The sequence below is a fragment of the Nonomuraea sp. NPDC052116 genome (assembly GCF_040680035.1).
Taxonomy (GTDB): Bacteria; Actinomycetota; Actinomycetes; order Streptosporangiales; family Streptosporangiaceae; genus Nonomuraea; species Nonomuraea angiospora_A.
Genome location: NZ_JBFAWA010000049.1, coordinates 76,419 through 96,415, shown reverse-complemented (window position 1 = coordinate 96,415; position 19,997 = coordinate 76,419). Strand labels below are relative to the sequence as shown.

The window sequence follows — 19,997 nt, the reverse complement described above, 5'->3', positions numbered from 1 at the left end:
CCCACCGATCTCCAACTCGATCTCCTGGACCTCCTCGACATCGATCCACGAGACCTCCGCTGAAGATCACTCACATGCGGAAAACGGGGCTAGCCGCCGTTCTTGTGGTCGGTCATGACCTCGTCGATGACCCGCCGCTGGACGGCGGCCTGCTCCTCGTCGGTGCCGAGCTTCTCGGCCAGCACGATCAGCGCCTTCCACAGTGCCCAGCCCCGGGCCCGCGCCCACATGGCGCGATCCTGGCCTGCGGCCCTGCGGAAGGCCTCCCGGCTGTCGCCCGAGAACATCGTCCAGGCGATCACCAGATCGCAGGCGGGATCGCCGACACCCGAGGTTCCGAAGTCGATGACGGCGGCCAGCTTTCCGTCCCTGACCAGCAGGTTGCCGCCCGCGACGTCGCCGTGGAACCACACCGGCGGCCCGGACCAGGTCGCCTCCAGCGCGGCGTCCCAGACGGCCGAGGCCAGGCCGGTGTCGAGCTGACCGTCCAGCGCTGCGAGGGCGCGACGGGTGTCCTCGTCGTAGTGCGCCGGCGGCGCACCCCGGTAGAAGCTGTGCGCACCGGCCGCAGGCCCGCCCGCGGCGTCGACGCGCCGCAGCGCGAGGAGGAATCCGGCCACCGACTCCGCGAACGCGCACGGGTCGTCGACGCGGTCGAGGGTGGCCGTCCGCCCCTCCAGCCACCTGCGGATCGACCAGCCGAACGGGTATCCCGCGCCCGGCACGCCCTTGGCCAGCGGCACGGGGACCGCGACCGGCAACGACGGCGCGAGGACCGGCAGCCATCGATGTTCCTTGTCGACCGCCGGCGCGTAGCCTGCGGCGGTGGGAAGGCGCACCGTCATCTCCTCGCCGAGGCGATAGGTGCGGTTGTCCCAGCCATCGACCTCGACCGGCGTCACGGGCAGATCGCCCCATTGCGGGAACTGGTCCTCGATCAGCCGCTTGACCAGCGTGGCATCGATCCCGGCACGTCCGTCGGGGGGCACACTGTCGATCACCCCGAGAGTGTGGCCGCCGCGACCGCCGCCGTGCAAAGGGTTTTCAGGCCGGGCTCTCGTCCTCCTCGAAGCGGAGCGCCCCGCCGATCTGGGCGCCCAGCTCCAGCTGGTCGTAGTAGATGCGGTGGCTGACGATGAGATCGTCCTCCACGGTCGAGACGCTGCACGCGCGCACGAGGATGGGGCGGCCGGTCGCCGCGGCCACGCCCCCTCCGGGCGTCAGGTAGGCGCCCTTGTGCGTGCCGCTCAGGGTGTACTCCGCCACCAGGGTGTCGCCCAGGATCGTGAGCGACTGAACGGTGCACCTCGAGTCCGGGAACGCCTCGATGAACGCGCCGTAGTAGGAGGCGATCTCGTCCCTGTCCTGGCCCACGCCGTCCGGCGCGACGAGGACCGCACCGCGGCTGAAGGTGTCCGCGAGGCCATTCAGGTCATGGCGGTTGAAGGCCCTGCGCAGCCGGTCCAGCGGGCGTCGGGGATCAGACATCGACTCATTTTAATAGTCGAATGGGCAATTATTGGGCCAACCCTCAGTACATAAGCCATGCCAGGTTGGTTATCCGAAATATCGGGCATAGGTCGTTTTCTAGAGACGCCTGTCACAGGTTGCCGAGCTGTCCTGTCAGAGGGTGTGACCACCCTGGTGCCGGCATCGCGCCGGCAGCTACCATCTCGGCCAGTTCGGAAAAACGAGGAGCGCCTGCCCGGTGAAAGTCGAGACCGCCTGATGCAGGCCTTCCTCCACGCGGTGGGGATATCGGCCGGGTGCGCCCTGGCCCTCGCCCCGGCCCTGCTGCCCTCCGCGCGTCCCACCAGGAGGTGGCCGCACGTCGTCATGGCGCTCGGCATGGCGGCCGGGCATCTGGGCGGCTGGTTCCTGGCCGCGGCGGTGCTCGCGCTGCTGACCGCCGGCTGGCTCTGCGGCTCCCCCTCCCGCCGCGCCGAGACCGGCCATCACATCCAGGATTTCGTGGTCATGTCCATCCTCTTGGTGCTGCCGGCGTTCGGCTCGCCCCCTCTCGCCGGCGCCACGGCCGGGCACCCGCACGGAGGCGGTTCGCCGGCCGTGCTGGCCCTGGCCATCGGGCTGGCCTGGACCTGCGCCCGGCTCCTCCGCGTCCTGCCCGAGCGGAACGCGGACCGAAGGATGTTCGGCCAGGACGTGTGCTCGGCCGGAATGGCGGCCAGCATGGCCTTCATGGCCGCGCTGGCCCTCTGACGGGTCAGAGCGTTGTCACACATCGGGACGCTGTCTTGTCTGAGCTGGTGCACGGCCGGACCGAGCCGGCCGACGTCCCGTGAAAGGAAGCCTGATGAGCATCGACCAAGCTCACGCCCACCAGCTCGAGAACCCCGACCAGAGCGGGCCGCCGCCGAAGATCGAGATCGTCGCCACCGTGCCGGGGGCGCCGCGCGCGCCGGAGGGCTCCGAGGCGATGACGATCCTGGTCACGTTGCCGCCGAGCAGCCCGGGCGCGCCGCCGCACCGGCACTCCGGCCCCGCGTACGGGTACGTGATCAAGGGCGCCATCAACTTCGAGCTCGAAGGCGAACCCGTACGGGTCGTCCGGGCCGGTGAGGCGTTCTGGGAGCCCGGTGGGGACGTGATCCACTACCAGGACGGCAACCACCTGGCCGACGAGGAGTCGGCGTTCGTGGTGACGATGTTCTGCGCGCCCGGCCAGCCGATGCTGGTCCCGGTCAGCCCGCAGGAGCTGGAGGCCCGGCAGGACCGTCGCGCGCCGCGGTCATGACCATGGAGGCCGTGCGGAACGGCGCGTTCCTGTTCACCACCGCGCGCTGAAGACGAAGAAGGCGGGAACCGGGCCCGGTTCCCGCCTCTTCGAACAAAGACGTGCGCTTGGGCCGATTTTCACCGTTTATATAGCTGTGATTGTCACTGTTTATATAGATTTGCGACCGCAAAGCAACGGGGGAAATCATGGAGAAAACGCTTGACCAGGATCGGGTGAAGGAATTCCTGGAACGCGTGACGATCGACAGCGGTGCCGCGCTCGCGGGCCTCTGCACGTCGATCGGCACCCGGCTCGGGCTCTACGAGGCGATGGCCGGGGCCGGGCCGCTGACCTCCGGGGAGCTCGCCGCCCGTGCCGGCCTCGACGAGCGGTACGTACGGGAGTGGCTGGCCTCCCAGGTGGCCGGCCAGTACGTGCGCTACGAGCCCGGCACGGACACCTACGTGTTCCCCGACGAACACGCCGCCGTGCTCGCGGACCCGGCCTCTCCCGCGTACTCGGCCGGGGCGTTCGCCATGCTCCAGCCGCTCTACGCCACCGAGGACGCGCTGGTGGACGCCTACCGGACCGGCGGCGGCGTGGGCTGGGAGGAGCACGGGTCCGCCCTGTACGAGGGGGTGGCCAGGTTCTTCCTCCCCGGCTACGCGGCGTCCCTGGTGCAGGAGTGGTTGCCGGCCATGGACGGCGTCGTGGAAGGGCTGGAGCGGGGCATGTCCGTCGCCGACGTCGGCTGCGGCTTCGGCCACAGCACGCTGCTCATGGCGCACGCGTACCCTGCCTCCCGCTTCCACGGCTTCGACTTCCACGGCCCGTCCGTCGAGAGCGCGCGGCGGGCGGCGGCGGAGCAGGGGCTGTCCGATCGGGTGACCTTCGAGGTCGCGGGCGCGGGCGACTTCCCCGGCGGCGACTACGGCCTGATCACCTTCTTCGACTGCCTGCACGACCTCGGTGACCCCGGCGCCGCGTTCCGGCGGGCCGCAGCGACGCTGGCCGCCGACGGCGCCTGCCTGGTCGTCGAGCCGAACGCCGCCGCGGCGCCCCAGGACAACATCAACCCGCTCGGGCGGGCGTTCACCGCGACGTCCGCGACGTTGTGCCTGCCCGGGGCGCTGGCCCAGAAGGGGCCGTACGCGCTGGGGAACCACGCCGGCGAGGACGCCCTGCGGCGCATCGCGCACGAGGCCGGCCTGCGTACCTGGAAGCTGGCCGCGGAGGGCCCCGCCAACCGCGTCTACGACGCCCGCCGCTGATTCCCGGGCCGCGTCAGTCGTCCTCGTCGTCCCAGTCGTCCTCCTCGTCGTCCCACAGGTCGCTGGGCGGCAGCGGGTGCTCGTCGTCGACGAGCGAGTCGTCCACGTAGCGCCGCCAGGCGCGGCTCTCGTCCGGGTCGGCCCAATCCTCGTCGGTGATCCTCGGGATGGGGATGGTGGCCCGCTGGTGGTCGACCATCCACGAGTTGCGGAAGAAGTCGAACGTGAGGTGGTAGCAACCGTCGGACTCGGTGAAGATGATGGGCGGGACGAGGAACTGCGCCACGCCGACCTTGGCCGCGACGACCACGTAGTCCTCGGGGATGGATTCGTCGTTCCAGCAGGCGGCGAAGTTCACCGGCTGGAGGGCGCCCTTGCCGAGCACGTGGATGAGGTCGCCCTGGATGACGAACCGGTCCGGGTCGAGGGCCACGTCCTCGCCGAGCATGAGGATCGGCGCGGGCAGGATGTGCGCCTTGGCGAAGGACTGCGCGTCGGTGTAGAGATCGATGATCTCGTCGTGGCGCGTGGGGTCGTAGCGTCCGGAGGAGTGGAACGGGCAGCAGATCTGGACGTTGGGATCCTCCGGCTCGGGGAAGAACGCGGACTTGTCCACCCGCGTCATGACGGACCCGCCACGCCTGGCACTCAGGAACTCCGGGATCCAGGCGGCGTCGTCGGACTCGATCACCTCCGTCTCGCACAGCGCCCGGAACGCGGTGTCGCCGAGCTTGCAGTTGAAGTAGTCGAGCAGGGTGATCGCGGCGCACTCCGCCAGCGACAGCTCCTCGCTCTTGGCGAACCAGAAGTCGTAGCCGTTGGCCACGAAGTGCATCCCGCGGAACTCCTTGTGCACGAAGGTCTCGCGGGTCGGGCCCTCCCCCAGGCCGTTCCAGTGGGCGGCCGCCACCTGGTTGTAGTACGCGTCGGCGTGCCGGGCCAGCTCCGGCGCGAACACGCTCTCACCGGTGAGGTAGCACGCCTTGCTGAACAGCTCGCCGATCTCCGGCGCCTCGGTGACCTCGTCGGCGGTGAAGATGAGCTCGGTACGCAGGAACACCTTGCGGCCGTCGCGGTAGGGGGCGCCCTCGTGCTCGTACCGCTGATCGAAGATCACACACGTGAAGTCGCCGAGCTCGCTCAGCGCGGCGCCGCCGACCAGGTCCAGCGCCGGCGACCCCGTACCGCCGGTCAGGTACAGCAGCACCGTGTACCGGGAGATGTGCCGCCGCGCCGCGTCGAAGTACGGCGTGTCCCGGTGCCGGTGGAAGTTCGCGTCGCCGGGCTCGAACCGGTTGCACCTGAACACCGGGTTCACGTGCGAGAACCCCTCCGCCGTCGCCGGCGGCAACGCGTCGGCCACCGCCGCGCCCAACGCCTCGGCCAGCAGCGCCGAGTGGAAGATGAACCGTTCACCGCCCCGGGACCCGGCGTTCAGCGGCGGCACGTACAGCTTCAGCTCGTCCAGCCGCTCCAGGCGGGCCCGGGCCTCGGCCGGCAGCCGCAGCGAGAACGAGAACACCCCGTCCGCGTGCTCCGCCCGCTCTGCCAGCTCCGCCTCCAGCGGCACGTCCTCGAACAGGCGGTCCAGCGGGACGATGTTCTCGAAGGTGCGGAACGACAACTCGTGCGGGTCCACGAACACCGCCGCCAGGTACGGCGCGTCCGCGCTCGGCCGGGCGAACAGCTCCCGCACCCGCTCGTCGATCCGCTCGGCGTCGATGAACCGCACCGCCTTGAACCGCGCCGACGGATGCCAGGAAATGTCCAGCCCGTCCACCGTCGCGGCCGGCTCGGCGTCGGTCGCGTCCACCTCCGCCCGGTACCGGGCGGCCTCCTCGGCGGGCGCGTCCCCGGCCGACAGGACGAAGAAGCGATCCCGAAGTTCGATGCTCACATGGACCTCCACATGGTGCGCAGCCCGGACGGAAGGTTCGCGGCGTGCGCCAGTCTGCGCACGCCGTCCTTGCCCACATCGGAGCCGTACAGCCACAGCCGCGCGAGGGATCCGGCGAACGGGGCCGCGATCAGGGCCCCCGCGCCCGCCTCGCCGATGTGGTTGTACCGCAGGTCGAGCTCGGTCAGCTCCGTGAACCGATGCAGGGAGCGCACGCCCGCGGCGCTCACCCTGTTGCGCTGCAGGTGCAGGCGGCGCAGTCCGCCGAGGTACGGGGACGCCGCGAGGGCCGCGAGACCGGCGTCGCCGATCCGGCAGTACCGCAGCTCCAGCGCCCGCAACCGGTCCGTGCGGAGCAAGGTGGTGAGGAGCTCGGCGCCGTTGGGACCGAGGTCCAGGTAGGAGAGGTCGAGCCCGGTGAGCCGGCCGAGATCCAGCCCGTCGAGTGCCTCCATGTCCAGGCGCCCGGAGCGAACCCCGCCTCCCGGGCCGTCGTCGTCCTCGTCCTCGTCGTCCTCGTCGTCATCCCAGTCGTCGTCCTCGTCGTCCCACTCCTCGTCCTCGTCGGACGCCTCGTGGGACGTGATCCTCAGCGTGGTGACGAACCGGCCGCGCAGCACCTGCTCCACGACCTCGCGGACGTCGTCCGACCACGGGACGGCGACCTCCGTGGCGAAGCCGTACCGGCGGGCCAGCACGTGCGCCGTCGCCGGCAACCCGTCGTCCCATCCGCCCTCGTGCTCCGCGACGAGGCCGGCGATCTCCCGCTCCATGGCCGGGCGGTCGGCGGGACGGGTGCGTGCCAGGCGCTGTTCGAGGCGGATCAGCGTGCCTCTGGCGTCGCCCTGCTCCAGCAGCCAGTCACTGTAGGCACCCCACGAGGCGAGGTCGTCGGGATGAGCCCGCAACGCGTCTTCGACGGCGGTCACTTGCATTCGTACGAATGTACGGAGATCGACAGATGTGTCAAGGCGCCGCACATCATCTGTAAACGGACCCCGAGTGACCGCGCGGGCAGGTATCGTGCTGCGCCGAGTACATGATCGCCGACGTGTCCCAGGCGGCACGGTGTCGTTGCGGCGCTCTCGGGCGGAGCCAGGGGGCCCGCCTCAGTTGGAGGTCTCCACCGTGAATTCACCGGGTCCCGAGCCGGGCGACGACGGCGCCATCGAGCGGCGGGCGTGGGAGTCCGCCGCCCGTGCCTGCTACCGGGAGATCGGGGTCCCGTTCCCGGAACGGGTCGTGTGGGTGTCCTCGCCGCTCGTCGGCGCGTTCGCCGCACCGATCGCGGCCTGCCTGAGCACCGGCCACCGCAACAACCGCGTCCTGGAGTCCGTCTACCGGGCGGTGGACGACACCGCCGGTGAGAGCGTCGGCCATGCCGTACGCGCCGCGGTCCGGGTCGCGGCCGACGGGGCGGCGAGCGATCCGGTGCACGGCGCGGCGGCCACCGCCCTGCACGCCGAGATCTCCGCGAGGATGGACGCCGCGCTGGCCTCGGCCGTTCGGGACGTGCCCGCCCGCGAGGAGAGCCGGAATGTGCCCGCCGGTGTGCTGAACCTGGTCGCCGACGCGTCGAACGCGGCCGTGCGGGCGGCGGTGGACGCGGCGGTGGGCGGCGCGCGGCAGGACACGATCCGCGGCGAGGTACGGCGGCTGTGGCGGGCCCACCTGGCGTTCCAGCGTTCCGGCAGCTGGCTCCCCCTGGTCGACCGCTTCAGACAGGACGTGATCCCAGGGCACGACTCCGGCCAGGACACGATCCCACCGCACGACCTCGGACAGGACACGGTCGCGCCGCCGGACGAGGACCGACCGTGGGAGGGTGCCGCGGAGCAGGACCCGGCGGGATCCGCGCCCGCCGGCTGGTGGTGGTGGCCCTTCCTCGACTTCGTCATGCTCTGCCCGCGCCCGGCCGAGCTGCACCTCGAGCAGGTAGGCGAGGGCGCCAGGGCCGTGCACCGGCCGCACCGCGCCGACGGCCCCACCGCCGGCTGGTCCGACGGGTTCGGGGTCTACTTCTGGCACGGCATCCACGTCCCCCGGGCCGTCGTCGACGACACCCTCACCACCGACGAGATCCTCCGCGAGACCAACGCCGAGATCCGCCGCTGCGCCATCGAACGCCGCGGCTGGGACCGTTTCATCATCGAGGCCGGCCTGGAGCAGATCGGGCCCGCCGTACCCGACCCCGGCAATCCCGGCCAGACCCTCACCCTGCACGACGTCCCCGAGGACATCTACACCACGCACGTGCGGGTCCTGCTGTGCACCAACGGCACCGTCGAACGGGACGGCACCCGCCGCCGCTTCGGCCTCACCGTCCCCGCCGACTGCGGCGACCCCATCCAGGCCGCCGCCTGGACCTACGGCCTCACCCCGGCACAGTACGCCGGCGCGCAACGACGATCCTGACCCCGCCCACCGGCAAAGGAGCCCGAGAGAAGATGCTTACCATCGAGCAGGCCATGGCCACCTTCGGCGTCACCGTCGACGAGCACCTCGACCGGCAGGCCGAGATCCCCATCCTGTCCGGCCTGCAGTTCCAGGGCGATGTCGCCGTCGTACCGGCCAAGCGGGACCCGGCCCGCACCCCCGTCCCCGAGGCCGGCGTCCCGATCGTCCGCGGCCAGGGCGGGGCCAACACCCACCTCCTGCTCGCCACCGGCAAGGCGTTCTTCACGCCGGAGCGCTTCGGCGGCGGAATGGTGCTCGGGGTCCTGACCGTGGCCGACGATGCGACCGCCTACCTCGCGCACCCCGAGCACGCCTTCACCGGCATCGCGCCGGGCACCTACGAGCTGCGCCGCCAGCGCGAGCAGGCCGATCAGACCCGCCTCGTCGCCGACTGAAGGCCGTCCGCCGTCGGGCCGGGAAGGGCGGATGCCGGACATCCGCCCTTCTGTCTTCTCTCAGGGCACCAGAGCGGGCATCAGCCCGTACTCGATGGCCGTCGCGGCGTTGGCGGGCCCGGCGACGGTGCCGGCGAGCAGCGCCAGCGCCGAGACGGCCAGGACGAGCAGGAGGGAGATTCGTCGAGCCATGAGCGACCTCCAGTCAGGTTTCTGCCGCGCATTCGAGAACGCGACCTGCGCAGATCACCGCGAGCGGCACCTGTGACGATGACGTTACCTCGCGAACCCCGACATACGGCGCGTCAGGAGCCGGCTGAGGCCGTCTACCGGATCTCGTAGATGGCCGTGGTCCCGCTCACCTCGTTGCCCACGATCAGCAGCGGCCGGCGGGTCGGGCTGTCCGCGGCGGACACGAAGAAGACACCCTCCGGGCCGACGTCGCCGGCGGTCCCGTCCTCGACGGATCCGGCGAAGTCGCGCGTGTTGAGATAGTCGACGAGGGCCGGGCGCCGGGGGTCGGTCACGTCGTAGGCGACCACGCCGCTGACCCGCTCAAGCCCGACGAACGCGTACGTCCTCCCCCGCACCTGACCCACCGCGACGCCCTCGGGCTCCGGGCCCTTGTTGTCGCTGCGGCTGTCGAAGGAGCCGTTCTCCTCGTTGTCGGCGTTGAACTCCTTGGGCAGCTCCCGGGCGATCAGCTGCTCGAGCTCGTCCCCCGAGTCCCAGACCAGCGCGCCCGTGGCGGAGCGTACGGAGATCGAGCGGGCGCCGAAGGCGTTCAGCTGCCGATAGGCGCCCGAGGCGTCCTTCGGCGAGTCCGCGGCCACGGTCAGGCGGCCGAGCTCCGCGTCCTTCTTCAGCGCGGCGGCGTTCGGGAACGCCTCTGCCGACAGCGTCAGGTCCTTCACGCGCACCTCGTCCGTGTGGCAGTCCCAGTCACGGCCGTCTCCCTCGTTGGCGGTGACGAGGTACGTCTCCCCCTTCGAGCGGAAGTGCGCGACCGAGTCGGGCATGTACATCCCCTTGACGCCGGCCCGGGGACGGATGTCGATCTTCCCGTCCTTGTCGGAGGCGTCCAGGCCCACCGTGCCGAAGTCCTTCAGGCCGAGTGGCACGATCCGCTGAACCTTGGCGCGGCCGAGATCGACGATCGCCACCGCGTTGTTCTCCTGCAACGTCACCCACGCCGTGTCACCGGCCACGGTGATGTACTCCGGCTCCAGGTCCTGGGCCACCGTCGCGCCCGGACCGGAGATGCGCACGCCCGCGGCCCGGAGCGCGTCGGCCCGGTCGTTGAAGGCCCGGAAGTCCGCGGTGCGTACGGTGCCGCGCCTCACGTCGATGACGCTCACCGACCCCTCGGGGTCGTCGACGGCGCCCGCGCAGTACGACTCCGGCTCGCCCTCGTTGGCGACGACCAGCCGGCGGCCGTCCTCGCTGAAGGTCACCATGTCGGGAAGCGCCCCCACGGGGAACTCCTTGAGCTTCTTGCCGGAACCGGCCTGGAAGAGCGTCACCTTCCCCTGGCCGGTCTTCTTCGCCGCCTGCTGCGCGACGGCCACCAGGCCCCTGCTCACCGCGACGCTGTTCGCTCCGGGAGCGGCCAGGGAGGTGACCCGCTTCGGGTTGCGCGGGTCGCGGATGTCCAGGACGTCCACCGTTCCCGCCTGAGCGTTCACCACGAAGGCGCGCTTGGTGGCGGGGTCGTAGGAGGTGATCTCCGAGGCCCCGGTGCCGACCGACCCGGTCGAGAACCGGCCGAGGAAGGCCAGGCTGACGCCCTTGGTCCCGTTGTCCTGCGAAATCGTCGCCTGGGCGGGAACGGCGAGCAAGGCGAGTGAGAGAGCGGCGCCGGCGGCGGCCGCGGTCATCCGGAAGGCATGTGAGCGGTGCATTCGCCGATCGTGACGACAGCCGATGACCAGTTGAGCGCCAGAGGATGTCTTTGCGGTGAATTGCACCTGGGAAGAGCCTCATCCACGCAGCTCAGGCCCCATGGGTCGGCGCATCACGATGCGCTCCCGGCGCCGACGTCGGTGTCCCGCCGCAGCGGCTTTCAGGCGCCGCCGAGCGTGCCGGCGAAGCGATCCACCTGGGTCACGTCCGAGGCCCAGCAGTAGAACATGACCTCGTCGGCGCCGATGTCCGCCATCCGGATCGCCGTGTCGCGGATCTGGCCGGACGTGGTGAGCATGCTCGCCACCGCGCCCTCCGCGAAGCCCGCCGGCAGGTTCATGTAGTGGGGGCCGCCGTAATAGTCGTGCAGCCGGTCACGCGCTTCCTTGATCAGATGATCGGGCCCCAGCGCGGCGTTGAACTGGGCGACCAACCGGGGACGGCCCGAGCGTCCCTGAGCCTGCCACTCCGTCTCAATGGACCGGAACAGAGTCTCGGCGTCGGCGAGGTGCGCCGCGCACAGGAAACCGTCGCCCAGGCGGGCGGCCCGACGGATCCCGGCGGGACTGAAAGCACCGAACAGCACTTCCGGGCCGCCCCGGCGGGCGGGCCCAGGCCCGATCGGGCCGATCCCCTCGCCGTACGGCTCGCCCGACCAGACGCGGCGCATCAGCCCCAGGATCTCCTCCAGCCGCGCCCCGCGCCGGTGCACATCCGCGCCCACGGCCTCATAGTCGTCCCTGCGTGCCCCCAAGCCGATGCCGAGCGTGAAGCGCCCTCCTGACATGCGGTCCAGGGTCGCGCACTGCTTGGCCAGCAGCGCCGGCTCGCGGATCGGGGCGAGCAGCACCTCGGTCTGCAGGCGGATTCTGGTGGTCGCCCCCGCGAGCACGGCCAGGGCCACCAGCGGCTCGGGATTGTCGTAGACGAGACGGTCCAGCAAGCCGAGCGTGCTGAACGGGCCCTGGTCCGCGAGCCGGGCCCACTCCAGCAGGGCCGCGGGCTCGCCGACGGGCAGGCCGAGACCGACTTTCATGCGTCCCCCGAGGTCCGGCGGCAGGTTGCGTACCCCGAAGCACCGTGCCCGCCGCGCCCCCGCTGATGCCGGCGTGCCGCATCTCTGGACACAACCTTTCCGCCCCTTGGGACGGCGGTCACCGACGCGCGAAAACATCCCCGCGACGAGGGATTTCCTTGACCAGGCCAGGCCGGTCCGATCCGGGTGGCCCGCGCGGCGCGGTGGCCAGGCCGCCGGCAGCGAACGCGGCGCGGCAGCCTGGCGGGACAGGGATCATCCGGTCCGTAGCCGCGACCGGGTGCCGGCGGCGGCGGGCTCAGGCGGCGGCTTGGCGGATGAGGTCGGCGACGGTGGCGGGCTGCGAGACGTACACGGCGTGGCTGCCGATGGCCTCCACGACGGACGATCCGGCGCGCTCGGCCATGGCCCGCTGGGCGGGAGGCGGGATCATGCGGTCCTCGGTGGCCACCAGGTACCAGCTCGGCTTGTGCCGCCAGGCCGGTTCGGTGACCGCCCCGCCGAGGGCGTCCACACCCCAGGGGACCTGCGCGTCGGCCATGAACGCGGCCAGCCGCGCGGGCAGGTCGGCGGCGAACGCGCCGTGGAACTTGTCGCGGTCGAGGGAGAGGAAGCCGTCGCGCGGGGGCAGGATGGGCGGCACCGGCGCCCCGGGCGGCGGGTCGGCGATGAGCGTGTTGACCGATTCGCCCTTGTCGGGGGCGAATGCGGCGATGTACGCCAGTGCCGCGACGTTGGGGTGCGTACCGGCCTCGCTGATGACGGCCCCGCCGTAGGAGTGACCGACGAGGACGGCCGGGCCGTCCAGACTGTCCAGGACCTGGCGGGTCGCGGCGACGTCGCCTTCCAGCGAGATCGTCGGGTTCTGCACGATCCGGATGCGGAAACCCTCCCTGGAGAGCTCGTCGTAGACGCCCTGCCAGCCGGATCCGTCCACGAAACCACCGTGCACGAGCACGATGTTCCTGATGGTCGTCATGGTCACTCCTGACCTGGATGGACAGGCCCGACGCCTGTCCTGCGCGCTCCATTCAAGTCGCGGGCGACGGGCAGGACCATGCAGAACAGCATGCAGAATCTCAGCGGCTCAGGTCACGGCAGCGGCCGGCCGCCTCGGGGTCACCGATCGCCTCGAACACCTCGGCCGCGCGCGCGTAGGCCCGGCGGCTCTCCTCGGTCCGGCCCTCGTCGGCCAGGACGGCGGCCAGCGTCTCCAGGGCTCGGGCGTGCGGGTTGTTGGAGAACTGGAGCTGCTCCATGAGAGCGATCGCCTCGGTGAGTACGGCGATCGCCTCGCCCCGGCGGCCGAGCAGTCCCAGGCAGTGGCCGATCCGGGCCAGCGTGTGCGGCCGGGTGAAGGCCGCGATGCCCGGTGTCATCCCCGATCGGTCGTCGTCCAGCAGGTCGCGCATCTTCCGGTACTGCTCCAGCGCCTCCTGGTGACGCCCGCCGTCACGAAGGCAGTCGCCCAAGGTGCTGAGGCTCTGACAGTACGCGTCGGTGTCGTCGCCGGCCTTGAACATCTCCGCCGCCTGGGCCGCCGCCGCGGCGGCTTCGTCGAGCCGTCCGAGCAGGCGGAGCGCGACCGAGGCGTACTGGCGGGCCCAGGCGATCTGTGCCGTGGTGCCGCTCCGGGTGGCCAGATCCAGCGCCTGCGCCGCGTACCGCAGCGTGGTCTCCGGGTCGGCGGGCGGCACCAGATGCACCCACGCCAGGTAGTTGAGCTGAGTGGCGTGCTGCGCCGGATCACCGAGGGCGGCGGCGGCCTCGGCGCCCAGCGTGAACACCTCCTGCCAATGCGGCGCGTGGATCCACCGGTCGGAGAACCAGTGCATCGACTCGGCGCAGTCGAGAACGAGGGAGTGCCGGCCGCCACTCGCCGCCTGCCGCAACGCGCTAAGCCAGTTGTCCGCGTTCACCCGCAGCCAGTTCTCGGCCTCCTCCGGCGACGACAGGGCGGCGAGGTCGGGGTCGGGCCGCTCGGGACGGCCGTAGGCGGGCTCGAACCATCGCCCGGCGGTGGTGGCCATCCGCAGCAGCCACGACGTCGTCGTCATGTTGATCGCGTCACGGTCGGCCGCGGCGTCCTCCGCGTGCAGCCGCTCGCGGGCGAACAGCCGGACCAGGTCGTGGAAGCGGTACCGTCCCGACGTGCCGTCCTGCAGCAGGCCGAGGTCGACCAGCTCGTCGAGGGCATCCCAGGCGTCCTCGATCGAGGTCCCGCCGGCGACCGCGGCCAGGGCCGCGTCGAAGTCCCGGCCGGGCACCAGGGCGAGCCGGCGGAAGACCCGCCGGGTGGGTGCGGCGAGCTGCTCGTACGACATCCCGAACGCATTGGCGATCTTGAGGTCGCCGGCCCTGAGCTGGTCGAGGCGGCGCTCCTCGTCCCTCAGCCGGGCGGCCAGCTCGGCGGCGCTCCATCCCGGCCGGCTGACCAGCCGGTTGCCGATGATCCGCAGCGCGAGGGGCAGGCCACCGCACAGCTGCGCGAGCTGGGTGAGCGCCGGTTCCCCGTCCGAAACGGAGCGTTCGCCCACGATCCCGGTCAGCAGTTCGGTGGCTTCCAGCAGCGGCAAGGGTCCCATGCTCAGTCTGCGTACGCCCTCCAGACCGGCCAGCAGCCGCCGGCTGGTCACCAGCGCCCTGCCCGCGCCACCGCCCGGCAGCAGCGGTCGGACCTGCTCCTCCGACGCGGCGTTGTCCAGCACGACCAGGACGCGCCTGTCCCGCAGCAGCGATCGGTACAAGGAGGCACGCCCGGGGAGGTCCTGAGGCAGCTGCTGCTCCGCGACACCGAGCGCGCGAAGCAGCAGCCCCAGGGCCTCCTCGACGGCGAGGGGCTGCTGGGACATGCCGAACAGATCGAGGAAGAACGCCCCGTCGGGAAAGTCCGGCCGCAGGGCGTGGGCGGCGCGGACGGCGAACGTGGTCTTCCCCAGACCGGCGGGGCCGGTGATGAGTCCGACCCCGGCGGCGCCCGGCGCGTCGCCGGCGTGGACCAGCTCGTCCGTCCAGACCAGCTCCGCGGCCCGGCCGGTGAAGTCGTCGACGGATCGGGGCAGCTCGCACAGCCCGGTCGGGCGCGTCCAGTGATCTCGCAGGCGGCCGTCCCGCGCCAGGTCGATGAGCTGTTTGCGGGCGGCCTCGTCCAGAGCGAGCGCGTCCGCGAGGGCGGTGATGGTGCGGTGCCGAGGCCCCCTGCTGCGTCCCCGCTCCATGTCCGACAGCGTCCGGACGCTGACCCCCGACGCGTCGGCGAGCTGCTCCAGAGTCAGTCGTGCCGCATGCCGATGACGGCGCAGCAGCTCGGCTAAGTTCGACGGCTCGGCGATGGGGGCACTCCTTCTCCGCGGCGGGAAACGCGTGCAAGCCTACTCGGGCGGCCGTGGAGCCCTCGATGAGTCACGCGAAGGCTTGATTGCTTGCGGAGGTTTGGCCGGTACCTGAGGCAAGGCACAGCGTGGGGCGGGAAGGTTCCGGTGCGGCGGGCGGCGCACCGGGCAGCCACAGCGACCTTGCCCGCCCGGAGTTCATGAAAGGCATCGTCATGGCACAGGCCAGCCTCTACCAGCAGATCCTCGACCCCGCCAACCGGGCGAACCCGTACCCGCTGTACGCCGAGCTGCGCAAGACCCCGGTGACGCGGGAGGCCGACGGCACGTACGTGGTCAGCACGTACGAGGAGATCGTCGCGTTGCTGCACGATCCGCGGGTCAGCTCCGACCCCCGCAGCCGCCCCGGCGTGGCCGAGGACAGCCTGCTCCTGCCCTTCATCAACCGCGACCCGCCCGAGCACGACCGGCTGCGGGAACTGGCGATGCGCCCGTTCGGGCCGCCTCAGTCGCCCGGGCGCGTCGACGCCCTCCGCCCCTGGCTCGCCGGGGTCACCGACGGCCTGATCGACGGCTTCGCCGGCAAAACCCGCATCGACGCCGTCGCGGAGTTCGCCTACCCGCTGCCCGTGGCCGCGATCTGCCACCTGCTCGGGGTGCCGCGCGAGGACGAGCCGCGCTTCCACCACTGGGCCGACGCCACCGTGGAGGCCTTCGACCCGACCACCGGAACGTTCGAGGAGCGCCAGCGCAGGAGAAGCGAGGTCACCCGCGAACTGGGCGAATACCTCAACACGCTCGCCGAGGCCCGCGTCCGCCAACCGGGCGACGACCTGATCTCCGGCCTGCTCACCGACACCGGACCGCACGGGCCGATGGCCCGTACCGACCTGCTCAACACCGGCGCGCTGCTGCTGGTCGCCGGCCACGAGACCACCGTCAACCTCATCGCCAACGGCCTGCTCACCCTGCTGCGCCACCCCGACGTGCTCGAACGGCTGCGCCACGAACCCGACCTGAGCATCCCGCTGGTCGAGGAGCTTCTGCGCTACGAACCACCGGTGCACATGCTGACCGGCCGCAGCACCCTGGCCGACATCGACCTCGCCGGCACCGCCATCCCGCGAGGCTCACCCCTCGCACTCGTCCTCGCCGCCGGCAGCCGCGACCCCCACCGCTTCCCCGACCCGGACCGCTTCGACCCCGGCCGCGCCGACAATGCGCATCTCGGCTTCGGCAACGGCATCCACTACTGCTTCGGCGCGCCGCTGGCCCGGAGCGAGACGCAGGTGGCGCTCTCCGCGCTGGCCCGCCGGCTGGTCAATCCCCGGCTGGTCGCGGACCCGCCGCCGTACCGGCCCAACCCGGCGCTGCGCGGCCCCCGCCGGCTCATGATCGAGTTCGACGCCGTCGCACCTTGAGGGGCCGGTCCGCGCGCATCCTGGGAGAGGAGACCTACCTCGCGTCCTCCAGCAGCAGCGCGAGCTTCTTCTCGCAGGGTGCGTGTCCGATCTGCCGGCAGAGCCGCAAGGCCTCGCCGGCCCGGTGCTCCGCCGCCTCGCGGTCGCCTCGTCGCCGTTCCAGCTTGGCCAGCTCCGTCAGCGCGGCCAGCTCCGGCAGCCGGTATGTGCTCTCGGCCGCCACGGCGTGTCCCCGCAGCGCGTGGCGGACGGCGCCCTCCTGGTCGCCCACGGCTTCGAGCAGCCGGGCACGGGCGAGCAGCGCGTAGGCCAGATGCCAGTTCAGGCCGCCCGCGCCGATGAGGTCGTCGGCCAGGTCCAGGCTGTCCGCGGCCTCTGTCGTCAGGCCGAGGCGGACCCCGGCGTCGGCCAGCGCGACCAGCGCCGCCGCCTCCACCAGCCGGTCGCCCTGGCCGCGGCACACGTCGAGCGCCGCCAGCGCCTCGTCCCGCGACTGCGCCCACCGGCCGTTCTCCCAGTGCAGCCGGCTGATCCAGATCTGCGTCGTGGCCGCGCCGTGGCCGCCTATCGAGGTGATCAGGGCGACCGACTGCCGCAGGCAGGTCTCCGCCTCGCCGTAGCGGCCCTGGTCGAGGAGCACGGCGCCCAGCTGCCGCAGATCGGCCCCCTCGGCGTAGGGCAGATCGTGGCGCCGGCTCAGCGCGAGTGCCTGCCTGCAGTAGTCCTCGGCCAGGTACAACCGGCCCAGGTGGTGGTACTGGTAGCCGAGCGCCTGGAGTGCCCGGACATGGCCGGGCACCGAGCCGAGCTCGCCGAAGAGCTGCGCGGCCCGTACGTTGTCGGCCATCGCCTCGACGAGGTCGCCCGTCCACGCCCGCGCGAAGCTCAGCCCCATCCTGGCCGCCGCCTCTCCCTCCCGATCGCCGCTCTCGCCGGCGATGCGGACGGCCTGCTCCAGATGGCCGACGGCCTCCTCACGGCGGCCGACGCGGAAGAGGCCGTCGCCCATGCCGGTGTGCAGCATGGCGGTCACGGCCGGCACGTCGTGCGCGGAGGCGGCCTCCAGCAGGGTCGGCGCGATCTCCATCCACTCACCGATGCGTCCGGTACGGGCGCAGATGGCGCGGACCATGTCGGCCAGGCGCCAGACGGCCGGGCCGGGATCTTGCTCGATCGCGCGCCTCAGCGCGGCCAGCAGATTGATGACGTCGGCCGCCTCGGGGGACGGCAGCTCACGGGCGTCCGGGCCCGGCTGCGGGCCGGAGAGCAGGGACTCGCCGGGCGCGCACCGGGCGGCGATGGCCGCGCCCAGTTCCAGGTGGTGCTCGAACAGGCGCTGCCAGGCCGGCTCGCGCTCGGGGTCGCGCCCGGCCTCCGCCACCGCGTACAGGCGGACCAGGTCGTGGAAGCGGTAGCGGTCGGTGATGTGGTGTTCGAGCAGGTGGGCCGCGGCCAGGGCCTTGAGCGAGGCGCGGGCCGCGTCCCGCGGGAGGCCGGTGACCGCCGCCGCGGCCGCCACGGTGACATCGGGGCCGGGCACGAGCCCGAGGAGGCGGAAGACCCGCTGCTCGGCGGGGGCGAGCACGCGGTAGGAGGCGGAGAAGGCGACGGTGACGGCGCTGTCCTTGGCGCCGTCCACGGTGAGCCCCGCCAGCGGGTTGCCGGCGGCCAGCTCCGCCGCGACCGCCGCGGTGCCGTCCTCGGGCCGGGCGGCGGCGTTCGCGGCGGCGATGCGCAGCGCGAGCGGCAGCCCGCCGCACGCGCGCACCAGCTCGCCGCGCGCGTCCGACTCGGCCGGGCCGCCCGCCGGCCCGAGCACGCCGTCCAGCAGCGCCCGGCCGTCCGCCTCGGACAACGGGCCGAGCGAGTGCTGCCTGGCACCCGCGAACGCCACCAGCTCGCCCAGGCGATGCCTGCTGGTCACGAGCGCCACGCCGTTCGGGGGCAGGAGCTGCTCGATCTGGGCCGCCGCGCGGGCGTTGTCCAGGAGCAGCAGGAACGAGTGCCCCGACAGCAGCGAGCGATAGAGGCCGAGCTGGGTCTCGAACCCGCCCCGCACCCGTTCGGGATCGACGCCGAGCGAGACCAGCAGCCGGGTCAGCGCCGCCGTCGTGGTCAGCGGCTCGTGGTCCGGGTCGTAGCCGCGCAGGTCGATGTAGAGCTGCCCGTCGGGGAAGCGGTCCTTGGCCTGGTGCGCCCAGCGCAACGCGAGGGCCGTCTTGCCCATGCCGGCCGTGCCGCTCAGCACGCACACGCCGTCGCCGCCGGCCAGGCATTCGTTCAGCCACGCCAGCTCCGCGTCGCGGGCGGCGAACTCGGGCACGTCCCTGGGCAACTCGGCCGGTCGCGCGACGAGGGATTCTCGTCGCGGCGGAGGAGGCGCCGGGTGCATACCCTCCCCCGGCGAGTCCGGTTCGTCGTCCCGCAGAAGCCGCTGGTGCAGCTCGCGCAGGGGGCGGCCGGGCTCGATGCCGAGTTCGTCGACCAGCCGCCGTCTCGCCTCCCGGTACACGGCCAGTGCCTCGCCGCGGCGCTCGCACCGGTGCAGGGCCAGCATGAGCTGTCCCGTCAGCCGCTCGCGCAGCGGGTGCTCGGCCACCGTGGTGTGCAGCTCGCCGACGATCTCGGCGTGCCGCCCGGCCGCCAGCTCGGAGTCGTACAGCTCCTCCAGGGCGCAGATCCGCCTGTCCTCGAGGCCCGGACGTTCCTGGTGGATCAGCTGGGCGCCGGCCCCTGCCAGCGCGGGCCCGCGCCACAGCCCCGCCGCGGCGCGCAACCGGGCCGCGGCGTCGGTGTGGCGCCCCTTCTCCGCGTCGGCGCGCGCGGCGGCCCTGTACTGCTCGAACAGCTGCAGGTCGAGCTCGTCCGCGCCGGCGTGGATCCGGTAGCCGGCGCCGACGCGGCCGATGCGCTCCTTGCCGACCAGCGCTCGCAGCTCGTGGACGTAGACCTGCAGGCGCGAGACCGCCGTACGCGGCGACCGCTCGCCCCAGATCAGGTCGACGAGCCGGTCGTCCGACACCGTGCGGTTCGCATGGAGCAGCAGGGCGGCCAGCACGGTCCGCTGTTTCGGTGAGCCCAGCGCGATCGGCCCGTCAGGCCCGTCGACCGACACCGGCCCGAGCAGCGCGAAGCGCACCTCCGATTCCATGTGCCCCCTTCACGTCCCGATTCCCCCGCTGTGATGCTGGCGAGTGATGATCGTACGACGGGGGGTACGGGAGTGATGGCAAGATCCCGCCCAATCACCAAGATCAGGCGGGATCCCGTCGGCCGGGGGCTACTTCAGGACCCAGAGCGCCCAGAACGGGCTGTCCCAGTCGCAGTCCCAGTATTCGTGGTCCCCGGAGTACTTCCAGCCCGCCGCCTCACACTGCGCCAGGGTCCGGTGGACGCTCTTGATGTAACCGACCTGGACCTCCGCGTTCGCGGGCACGCCGACGCCGGCTGTCGCGGCCATCGCCAGGGCGGCCGCCGGGACCAGCGCTCTCATGATCTTGTTTCGCATGGAGAACCTGCCTTCGCTCGATGACGCGAAGAGCGTCGCAG

General features: G+C 72.0%; 17 protein-coding genes. 6 read left to right on the top strand and 11 right to left on the bottom strand.

All coding sequences use genetic code 11. The features are described from left to right. Positions 1-89: 89 nt before the first annotated feature. A complete protein-coding gene (locus AB0L65_RS55850) occupies positions 90-1,001 on the bottom strand; it encodes an aminoglycoside phosphotransferase family protein (protein ID WP_364264650.1) in 912 nt (303 codons plus the stop codon). Between the two features lie 43 nt (positions 1,002-1,044). Beyond that, positions 1,045-1,488 (bottom strand): ester cyclase, encoded by a 444-nt coding sequence (locus AB0L65_RS55845; protein ID WP_364264648.1) that lies wholly within the window; start codon positions 1,486-1,488, stop codon positions 1,045-1,047. A 240-nt stretch (positions 1,489-1,728) separates the two neighbouring features. Between AB0L65_RS55845 and AB0L65_RS55840 the strand changes: the two genes are divergently transcribed. The 3 genes from AB0L65_RS55840 to AB0L65_RS55830 all read left to right on the top strand — a co-directional run bounded on the left by AB0L65_RS55840 (position 1,729) and on the right by AB0L65_RS55830 (position 4,008). Then, positions 1,729-2,220: a hypothetical protein gene (locus tag AB0L65_RS55840; protein ID WP_364264646.1), complete on the top strand. Its 492-nt coding sequence runs from the start codon at positions 1,729-1,731 to the stop codon at positions 2,218-2,220. 94 nt (positions 2,221-2,314) lie between these two features. Then, positions 2,315-2,755 (top strand): cupin domain-containing protein, encoded by a 441-nt coding sequence (locus AB0L65_RS55835; RefSeq protein WP_364264644.1) that lies wholly within the window; start codon positions 2,315-2,317, stop codon positions 2,753-2,755. A gap of 188 nt (positions 2,756-2,943) precedes the next feature. Beyond that, positions 2,944-4,008 carry a class I SAM-dependent methyltransferase gene (locus AB0L65_RS55830; protein ID WP_364264642.1) on the top strand — a complete coding sequence of 355 codons (1,065 nt, stop codon included), beginning with the start codon at positions 2,944-2,946 and terminating at the stop codon, positions 4,006-4,008. Positions 4,009-4,021: 13 nt separating this feature from the next. Here AB0L65_RS55830 and AB0L65_RS55825 read toward each other — a convergent pair whose 3' ends face one another. Next, positions 4,022-5,905 (bottom strand): hypothetical protein, encoded by a 1,884-nt coding sequence (locus AB0L65_RS55825; RefSeq protein WP_364264640.1) that lies wholly within the window; start codon positions 5,903-5,905, stop codon positions 4,022-4,024. Next, the gene (locus AB0L65_RS55820; RefSeq protein ID WP_364264639.1) at positions 5,902-6,840 is read right to left on the bottom strand and encodes a TIGR02996 domain-containing protein; all 939 of its coding nucleotides are present in this window, start codon (positions 6,838-6,840) and stop codon (positions 5,902-5,904) included. The genes AB0L65_RS55825 and AB0L65_RS55820 overlap by 4 nt, the downstream gene beginning before the upstream one ends. A 193-nt stretch (positions 6,841-7,033) precedes the next feature. Here AB0L65_RS55820 and AB0L65_RS55815 point away from each other — a divergent pair, with 193 nt between their 5' ends. Then, positions 7,034-8,320 (top strand): DUF6745 domain-containing protein, encoded by a 1,287-nt coding sequence (locus AB0L65_RS55815; RefSeq protein WP_364264637.1) that lies wholly within the window; start codon positions 7,034-7,036, stop codon positions 8,318-8,320. A 32-nt stretch (positions 8,321-8,352) separates the two neighbouring features. Then, positions 8,353-8,757 (top strand): hypothetical protein, encoded by a 405-nt coding sequence (locus AB0L65_RS55810; protein WP_364264635.1) that lies wholly within the window; start codon positions 8,353-8,355, stop codon positions 8,755-8,757. 60 nt (positions 8,758-8,817) lie between these two features. On the opposite strand, the gene AB0L65_RS55805 is transcribed toward AB0L65_RS55810, so the two are convergent. From AB0L65_RS55805 to AB0L65_RS55785, 5 genes are all read right to left on the bottom strand, one after another. After that, positions 8,818-8,949: a hypothetical protein gene (locus AB0L65_RS55805; protein WP_364264633.1), complete on the bottom strand. Its 132-nt coding sequence runs from the start codon at positions 8,947-8,949 to the stop codon at positions 8,818-8,820. A gap of 134 nt (positions 8,950-9,083) precedes the next feature. Then, positions 9,084-10,658, bottom strand: a complete 1,575-nt coding sequence (locus AB0L65_RS55800) for a choice-of-anchor I family protein (RefSeq protein WP_364264631.1) — start codon at positions 10,656-10,658, stop codon at positions 9,084-9,086. Positions 10,659-10,819: 161 nt separating this feature from the next. After that, the gene (locus AB0L65_RS55795; RefSeq protein ID WP_364264629.1) at positions 10,820-11,695 is read right to left on the bottom strand and encodes an LLM class flavin-dependent oxidoreductase; all 876 of its coding nucleotides are present in this window, start codon (positions 11,693-11,695) and stop codon (positions 10,820-10,822) included. Positions 11,696-11,993: 298 nt separating this feature from the next. Beyond that, positions 11,994-12,674, bottom strand: a complete 681-nt coding sequence (locus tag AB0L65_RS55790; RefSeq protein ID WP_364264627.1) for an alpha/beta hydrolase — start codon at positions 12,672-12,674, stop codon at positions 11,994-11,996. Between the two features lie 100 nt (positions 12,675-12,774). Then, positions 12,775-14,997: a helix-turn-helix domain-containing protein gene (locus AB0L65_RS55785; protein WP_364264652.1), complete on the bottom strand. Its 2,223-nt coding sequence runs from the start codon at positions 14,995-14,997 to the stop codon at positions 12,775-12,777. Positions 14,998-15,227: 230 nt separating this feature from the next. Between AB0L65_RS55785 and AB0L65_RS55780 the strand changes: the two genes are divergently transcribed. Further along, a complete protein-coding gene (locus AB0L65_RS55780) occupies positions 15,228-16,448 on the top strand; it encodes a cytochrome P450 (protein ID WP_364264625.1) in 1,221 nt (406 codons plus the stop codon). A 34-nt stretch (positions 16,449-16,482) separates the two neighbouring features. Here AB0L65_RS55780 and AB0L65_RS55775 read toward each other — a convergent pair whose 3' ends face one another. Beyond that, positions 16,483-19,599, bottom strand: coding sequence for a BTAD domain-containing putative transcriptional regulator (locus tag AB0L65_RS55775; protein WP_364264623.1), 3,117 nt, complete (start codon positions 19,597-19,599; stop codon positions 16,483-16,485). Between the two features lie 129 nt (positions 19,600-19,728). Then, complete coding sequence (locus AB0L65_RS55770; protein WP_364264621.1) at positions 19,729-19,956, bottom strand: hypothetical protein; 228 nt, start codon at positions 19,954-19,956, stop codon at positions 19,729-19,731. Between the last annotated feature and the right edge of the window lie 41 nt (positions 19,957-19,997).